This window comes from Kitasatospora sp. NPDC059722, assembly GCF_042733235.1.
In the GTDB taxonomy this organism is placed as follows: Bacteria; Actinomycetota; Actinomycetes; order Streptomycetales; family Streptomycetaceae; genus Kitasatospora.
This window is the reverse complement of the sequence record NZ_JBHWGD010000033.1, coordinates 54,029-61,720: the sequence shown is the minus strand read 5'-3', so window position 1 is coordinate 61,720 and position 7,692 is coordinate 54,029. Positions and strand designations below refer to the sequence as shown.

The 7,692-nt window shown below is 75.5% G+C and carries 6 protein-coding genes; 3 read left to right on the top strand and 3 right to left on the bottom strand.

Going from position 1 to position 7,692, the window contains the following annotated elements; genetic code table 11:
- The coding region (locus tag ACFV4F_RS21740; RefSeq protein WP_380504647.1) for an MFS transporter at window positions 1–1,402 on the bottom strand (1,402 nt) is incomplete at its 3' end.
- A 65-nt stretch (window positions 1,403–1,467) separates the two neighbouring features.
- Window positions 1,468–2,157 (bottom strand): hypothetical protein, encoded by a 690-nt coding sequence (locus ACFV4F_RS21735; RefSeq protein WP_380504644.1) that lies wholly within the window; start codon window positions 2,155–2,157, stop codon window positions 1,468–1,470.
- A 46-nt stretch (window positions 2,158–2,203) separates the two neighbouring features.
- On the opposite strand from ACFV4F_RS21735, the gene npdG reads away from it, so the two are divergent.
- Both npdG and ACFV4F_RS21725 read left to right on the top strand, forming a co-directional pair.
- On the top strand, window positions 2,204–2,896 hold the full coding sequence (npdG, locus tag ACFV4F_RS21730) for an NADPH-dependent F420 reductase (RefSeq protein WP_380498981.1): 693 nt from the start codon (window positions 2,204–2,206) through the stop codon (window positions 2,894–2,896).
- A 127-nt stretch (window positions 2,897–3,023) separates the two neighbouring features.
- Window positions 3,024–3,212, top strand: a complete 189-nt coding sequence (locus ACFV4F_RS21725) for a hypothetical protein (protein ID WP_380443431.1) — start codon at window positions 3,024–3,026, stop codon at window positions 3,210–3,212.
- Between the two features lie 14 nt (window positions 3,213–3,226).
- Here the strand turns inward: ACFV4F_RS21725 and ACFV4F_RS21720 are convergent, their stop codons facing one another.
- Entirely contained in the window at window positions 3,227–4,045 is an 819-nt protein-coding gene (locus tag ACFV4F_RS21720; protein WP_380443433.1) for a site-2 protease family protein, read from the bottom strand.
- Between the two features lie 191 nt (window positions 4,046–4,236).
- On the opposite strand from ACFV4F_RS21720, the gene ACFV4F_RS21715 reads away from it, so the two are divergent.
- Window positions 4,237–7,554 (top strand): BTAD domain-containing putative transcriptional regulator, encoded by a 3,318-nt coding sequence (locus ACFV4F_RS21715; protein WP_380504641.1) that lies wholly within the window; start codon window positions 4,237–4,239, stop codon window positions 7,552–7,554.
- The last annotated feature ends 138 nt before the right edge of the window (window positions 7,555–7,692 follow it).

Sequence of the window (7,692 nt, the reverse complement as noted above, 5' to 3'; positions counted from 1 at the left end):
GTTCGCGCTCCGCCCGTTCGCGCTCCGCCCGTTCGCGCTCCGCCCGTTCGCGCTCCGCCCGTTCGCGCTCCGCCCGTTCGCGCTCCGCCCGTTCGCGCTCCGCCCGTTCGTGCCCGGCCCGGACGGCGGCGGTGTTCGGGTCGGTGCGGTCGTCGTACCGCAGCAGGCCGGGGAGCGCCGCGGCGACGGCGACGACGGCGAGGACGCAGGCCGCCCCGCCGGTCCAGACGGAGGCCCGGACACCGATCAGGCCGGCCATCGTGCCGGCCCGGACCTGCCCGAGCTGTGGGCCGACCGAATAGCTGAGCAGTTCCACGCCCGCCATCCGGCCGCGGATCTCGTCCGGGATGGACTGGTTCCACATGGTCGAGCGGGCGACGCCGCTGATCTCGTCGGCGCCGCCGGCCAGCGCCAGGCCGAGCAGGACCACCCAGACGTTGCCGGCCAGGCCCGCGAGCGCCATCGCCGCACCCCAGCCGACGGCGGCGACGACCAGCAGGCGGCCGTGCCGGTGCACCCGGGAGGTCCACCCGCTGGTCGCGCCGACCAGCAGGGCGCCCGCGGCGGAGGCCGCGTACATCGGGCCGAGCGCCCAGTCGGCGCCCAACTCCGAGGCCAGGAACGGGAAGACGGCGACGGGGAAGGCGAACAGCATCGCGCAGAGGTCGATCGCGTACGTGCCGAGCAGGTCCTTGCGGCTCCACGCGTACCGGAGCCCGGTGAACACGGCCTGCAAGGTGGGGCGTTCGGCGTCGCTCGCGGGCGGCACGGCGCGGATCCGGGCGAGCAGCAGCAGCGACACCGCGAACGTGAGGACGTCGAGCGCGTACGCCGTCCGCACCCCGGCGAAGGCGACGATGACGCCGGCCAGCGCCGGGCCCGCCACCGAAGCGACGTTGCGGTACAGGGATTTGAGGGCGAACGCGGCGGCCAGCTGGTCGTGCCGGACGATCCGCGGGACGAGCGAGTCCAGCGCCGGGCGCTGGAGGCCGTCGGCCGCGGCGACCAGCGCGGCGACCGCGTAGACCGGCCAGAGCAGCGGGTGCGGCAGCAGCGCGTTGAGCAGGAGCAGCCCGGCCAGCAGGCCGAGCCCGGCCTCGGACAGCAGCACCAGCCGGCGCCGATCGAGGGCGTCGGCGAGCGCGCCGCCCCAGAGCCCGAAGACGATCAGCGGGACGAGCTCGAAGGCGCCGACCAGGCCGACCGCGAAGGACGAGCCGGTGAGGTCCTTGATCTGCATCGGCACGGCGACGTAGGTGAGGAAGCTGCCGAAGCTCGTCACGCAGCCGGACGTCCAGAGCAGCCGGAAGTCGCGGGAGGAGCGCCAGGGCGAGAGGTCGGGGCGCAGCGAGCGCAGCAGGGCGCGCAGCCGACCGGTATGGGGTGGTTCGTCGTCGTTCACGAACGACCATCCTCGGACGGCCGTTCCGGGTGCCGCAATGGGTTTTCCGGCCGCCGGGGCGGGGCCTACCAGCGGCCGATCGCCGGGGGCGCGGTGAGCCGGGCGGCCAGGTCGGCGAGCCGGCCGAGGGCCGAGCGGCGGGGCGGGGGCTGCGCGGCGGCGGCGCTCACCAGGTGCTGGGCGAGGTCGAAGGGCTCTTCCGCGCCGGTGCCGACGGCCAGCCGCTCGTGCGCGAGCGCGCGGAGGTCGTCGAGTCCGTCGGGGCCGTCGAGCCCGTCGAGTCCGCGGAGGTCGTCGAGGCGGGCGAGCCCGCCGGGATTCGCGAGCCCGCCCGGCCCGCCGGCCGCGGCGCCGCCGTCCAGCGCGAGCACCGTCGCGCCGCCCCGGCGGGCGTCCCGGACACGCTCCAGCAGCGGCGCGCCGACGGCCCGCGGGGCGACCACCAGGACGGTGGCGCCGCGCCGGGCCCCGCTGAGCCGCCCGAGGCCGTGCGCCAGGTGCGCCGGGGCGCCGGCCGTCGGGCCGTGCCGCAGCAGGGTGGGCGTCAGCCGGGGGACGTCCGACCAGGCGGCCTCGTCGTCCAGGTGGGCGGCCAGGTGCCAGGGCTCGTACGCCTCGGTGCCGACCAGCAGCAGCTCGCCCGCCCCGCGCCGGGACACCGAGCGGCGCAGCGCTCCGGCGAAGCCGCCGACCGCCTCCAGCCAGCCGGTGCCCGCCAGCCGCTCCCGGAGTGCCGAAACTCTCACTGCGTCCATGGGCCTCAGAATGTCCGCCCGGCCGGGGATTTGGCAGGATCGGCCCATGACTTCCCTCGATTCAGCGACAAACCCGGCCCGTGAGCTGCCGGACGTCTCGCAGCTGGTGGTCGGCGTCCTCGGCGGCACCGGCGACCAGGGGCGCGGGCTGGCCCTGCGACTGGCCAAGGCCGGCCAGCAGGTGATCATCGGCTCGCGCGACGCCGCCCGGGCCGAGGCCTCGGCCGCCGAGCTGGGCCTCGGCGTGCGCGGCGCCGACAACGCCGCCGTCGCCCGGGAGAGCGACATCGTGATCATCGCCGTCCCGTGGGACGGGCACGCCGCGACCCTCACCGCCCTGCGCGAGGAGCTGGCCGGCAAGATCGTCGTCGACTGCGTGAACCCGCTCGGCTTCGACAAGCAGGGCGCCTACGCGCTCGTCCCGGAGGAGGGCAGCGCCGCGCAGCAGGCCGCCGCGCTCCTGCCGGACTCGCGGGTCACCGCCGCGTTCCACCACCTGTCGGCGGTGCTGCTCCAGGACGAGTCGGTGGAGCGGATCGACACCGACGTCATGGTCCTCGGCGACGAGCGGGCCGCCACCGACGTCGTGCAGGCGCTCGCCGAGCGGATCCCCGGCATGCGGGGCATCTTCGCCGGCCGGCTGCGCAACGCCCACCAGGTCGAGTCGCTGGTGGCCAACCTGATCTCGGTCAACCGCCGTTACAAGGCGCACGCGGGCCTGCGGATCACCGACGTCTGAGCACGTCCCGCCGTGTCGGCCTCACCCCTGGACCCGGTCCGGAGGTGAGGTCGGCGACAATGGGGGCCGGCCGCCGGGCAGATCCCTTCCGGCCGGCCCGCCGTCCGCGCCCGAGGAGCCGCCCGCCATGCCCCGCACGTCCGTCTTCGCCCTGATCGTCGTCGTCCTCGCGCTGGCCGCCGCCGTCGTCTCGCTGACCCAGGGCTTCTGGCTGGGCCTGATCTGGATCCCGCTGGCGGGCGTCGCGAGCAACGTCCTGTGGATGAACCGGCGCCGGGCGAAGCTGGCCGCCGCCCAGGCCGCCGAACAGGGCTAGTTCTTCCGGCCGGGCTAGTTCTTCCAGAAGCTGAACAGGGCGCGGCCGAGCGCCGCGTAGGTGGAGTTCACCCCGAACAGGTCCATCACGTCGTAGATGATCCCGAAGAAGAACGAGTTGACCTGCGGCTGCCACAGCAGCGCGAACACGGCCAGCATCCCGTACGGGGCGAACGGCTCGACGGCGCGGCGCGCGTTGTACGACAGCCAGGGCTCGATGATCCCGTAGCCGTCCAGGCCCGGCACCGGCAGCAGGTTCAGCAGCGCCGCGCTGAGCTGGAGCAGGCCGAGGAAGCCCATGCCGGCTTCGAGGGCCGTCATCTGGTCGCCGCTGAACGCCAGGTGGTAGGACGGTACGTCGCTGTTGTGCAGCCACCCCGCACCCACCGGGATCAGCAGCACCGCGGCGCAGACCAGGTTCACCAGCGGCCCCGCCGCCGAGATCAGGCTGTGCTTGAGCCGCCCCTGGATCCGGTGCCGCTCGATCCAGACCGAGCCGCCGGGCAGGCCGATGCCGCCGAGGATCACGAAGACGATCGGCAGCACGAAGCTGAGCAGCACGTTCGCGTACTTGAGCGGGTTGAGCGTCAGGTAGCCCTTCGCGCCGACGCTGATGTCGCCGCCGTGCAGCGCGGTGCGCGCGTGCGCGTACTCGTGCAGGCAGAGCGAGACCATCCAGCCCGCGACGACGAACAGGAACACCCCGAACGAGGCGTTGCCGTAGCCGGCGTACACCGCCCAGCCGGAGGTGCCCAGTACGGCCAGGAGCACCCAGAACACCGGGCTGATCCGGCGGTCGTCGCTGCGCGAGCGCTGCGTTGCGGCGAAGGTCATGGTGTGGTGCTCCGGGGGTCAGGGGGGTGGAACGGGGCAAGCGGACGGCGCACCGATCATGCCGGGCGCGCCCGTGACCGGACAAGCCGTCCAGGGTGAACGTCCGGCGCCCTCGTCCGGGTTCCGGGGGCTTCCGTGGGTGCCCGGACAATTGTGCGCCCCCGCGACCGGACATCGACCAGAATGGTCCGGTGCACTACGGCATCCTCGGAACCACCACGGCCCATCACGACGACGGCACGCCGGTCCCGCTCGGCGGTGCCCGGCTGCGCGCGCTGCTCACCGCCCTGGTCCTGCGCGAGGGCCGTCCGGTGCCGGCCGACCTCCTGGTGGACGAGGTGTGGGACGCGGAACCACCGCAGGACGCCTCCGCCGCCCTGCAGACCCTGGTCGGCCGGCTGCGCCGCACCGTCGGCCGGGACGAGATCGGCTCCGGTCCCGCCGGGTACTGGCTGACCGGCCCCGCCACCGACCTCGCCGAGTTCCGCCGGCTCTCCGCCGAGGGCCGCCGCGCGCTGGACGCCCGCGACCACGCGCTCGCCGCCGAGCGGCTGCGGGCCGCCCTCGCGCTGTGGCGCGGCCCCGCGCTGGCCGACCTGCCGGACCGGGGCCCGGCCGCCCGGCTGGAGGCCCAGCGCGACGAGGCCCGCCGGCACCGCATCACCGCCGAGCTCGGGCTCGGCCGGGCCGCCGACCTGGTCGCCGAGCTCACCGAGCACTGCGAGCGGCGCCCGCTGGACGAGCCCTGGCAGTACCTGCTGCTCCGCGCGCTGCACGGGAGCGGCCGGACGGCCGAGGCGCTGCGCCACTACGAGCGGACCAGGCGCGCCCTCGCGGACGAGCTCGGCGTCGACCCCGGTCGTCAACTCCAGGACCTCCACGCCGAGTTGCTGGTGCCGGAGGAGGCCGTGCCACCGCCCAAGGCGCCCGCACGCGCCGTCGTCGCCGGGAACCTGCGCGGCCGGCTCACCAGCTTCGTCGGCCGTGAGAGCGATCTCGCCGCCCTGCGCGAGGCGCTGGCGACCGGCCGGCTGACCACCCTGACCGGCCCCGGCGGCTCCGGCAAGACCAGCCTCGCGGTCGAGGCCGGCCGCGCCGAACTCGCCGCCGGCCGCTGGCCGGAGGGCGTCTGGGTGGCCGAACTCGCCCCGCTGGAGAGCCCGGAGGCCGTCCCCGCCGCCGTGGTCTCCGCGCTCGGCCTGCGCGAGACCGTCCTGCACACCGGCAGCATCGTCGCCGAGGTGATCGACAAGCGCGCCGAGGACCCGCTGAGCCGGCTGGTCGAGCACTGCGCCCACCGCCGGATGCTGCTCGTCCTCGACAACTGCGAGCACCTGATCCAGGCCGCCGCCGACCTCGCCGCCACCCTGCTCGTCGAGTGCCCCGGCCTGACCGTGCTCGCCACCAGCCGCGAGCCGCTCGGCGTGCCCGGCGAGACCGTCGTGCCGGTCGAGCCGCTGCCCGCCCCCGTCGCGCTGCGGCTGCTCGGCGAGCGGGCCGCCGCCGCCCGTCCCGGCTACGACCCGGGCAGCGAGCCGGAGGCCTGCGCCGAGATCTGCCGCCGCCTGGACGGCCTGCCGCTCGCCATCGAGCTCGCCGCCGCCCGGCTGCGGGTGATGACGGCCCGCCAGATCGCCGACCGCCTGGACGGCCGGTTCGGCCTGCTCACCGCAGGCAGCCGCACCCTGCTGCCGCGCCAGCAGACCCTCCGCGCGGTGGTCGACTGGAGCTGGGACCTCCTCGGCAAGCGCGAACGGGCCGTCCTGCGGCGGCTGTCGGTGTTCGCCGGCGGCTGGCGCCTGGAGGACGCCGAGGCGGTCTGCGCCGACGGCGTCGAGGTGACCCGCACCGAGGTCGCCGACCTGCTGCTCTCCCTCGTGGACAAGTCCCTGCTGGTGGCCGACCTCGGCGACGGGGACCTGCCGCGCTACCGGATGCTGGAGACCATCCACGAGTACGCGGAGGAGCGCCTCGCCGAGGCCGTCGAGAACGCCGAGACGGAGGGCCGCCACCTCGCCCACTTCCGCGAACTGGTCGCCACCGCCGACCTGAGCATCCACGGCCCGCAGCAACTGCACTGGCTGGCGGTGCTGGAGCGCGAGCAGGACAACATCCGGGCCGCGCTGCGCCGCGCGGTCGACCGGCGGGACGAGGAGCAGGCCCTCGCCCTCGCGCTCGGCATGAGCTGGTACTGGTCGCTGCGCGGCTACAGCCTGGAGGCCCGCGGCTGGTACACCGCGATCGCCGCGCTCGGCCCCGACCCGTTCGACCCGGCCGGACCGGCCCCCGTGCCGCTGGAGCGCAACGTGCTCGCGTACGGCGTGCCGATGCCCGAGGGCGTCGTCGAGGAGGCCCGCCGGCTGCTCGCGATGTACCGGCTGATCGGGCTGTTCGAGGGGAACCTGGAGGTGCTCGGGGACCAGGAGGCGATCGCGGTCTCGCAGCACCTGCTGGAGGTGTTCGGCCCGGGGCTGCCGCAGTCCTACCGCTTCCCGGCCCTGATGCGGGTGTTCGGCGCCTTCCTGGCCGGCCGGCTGGAAGTGATGAAGGACCTGATGGACGACGCCGTGCGCGGCTGCGAGGTGCACGGCGGGCTGACCGACCTCGCGTTCGTCCTGCAGATCCGGGCCAAGGTGATGAACGACTGGCCGGGCGGGGCCGAGCAGGGCGTCCTCGACGGCGAGCGGTCCCTGGCGCTGTACCGGGAGGCCGGGGACCTCTGGGGGATCTCCCAGGCACTGGCCGCCCGCGGCGAGGCGCTGGCCAACTCGGGTGAGCCGGAGGAGGCCGCGGCCGCGTACGAGCAGGCGATCGAGCTGGCCGAGGTCCTGGGCGCGCCGCAGGAGGTGCCGATCCTGCGGGTCAACCTCGGCGCCGCCCTGCTGGAGCGGGACATGGCGCGCGGCGAGCGGATCATCCGGGAGACCATCGACGGCCTCGACCGGACGAGCCCGAACCACTCCGTCAGCGGCGCCTTCCTGTTCGGGCACCTGACGCTCTGCGGCATCCACGCCCAGCGCGGGGACTACGACCGGGCGCTGACCGAACTGGACCAGCTGGACGGGACCCGGGTGGGCGGCTTCAGCCCGGGTGTGGTGGCCGGTCTGCTCACCACCGCCCGCGGCTGGATCATCGCCCGCGCCGGCCGGCCGGAGGAGGGGCTGGCCCTGCTGTGCGAGGGCCGGCGGCTGCTCACCGCGATGGAGGGCGCGACCGGCTTCGCCGAGCAGATGACGGTCATGGTGGTGCCGGCCGTGGTCGGCGTGCTGCGGTCCTTCGCCGAACGGGACGCCGACCTCGTGAAGGCCCGCCTGGGCGCCGTGCTGCTCGCGGCCCACAACGGGATGAACGGCCCGAAGGGCGGCTACCTGGACCGCGCCGAGCGCGAGCGCTCAGGAGCCGCCCTGCGGTCCTTGCTGGGCGACGAGGCGTTCGAGGCCGCCTGTGCCGAGGGCCACGGCATGACCCCGCAGCAGACGCGCGCCGTCCTGGACGGGCTGATCGGCTAGGGCCACGGCACCAGGGACGGGGGGGGCGCCGCCCCCCGGGGGGGGGGGGCGGGGGGGGCGCCCCCCCCCCCCCCCGGGCCGGGGGCCCCCCGCCCCCACCCCCGGGGCAACCCGCCCACCCCCCCGGGGGGGGCGAGC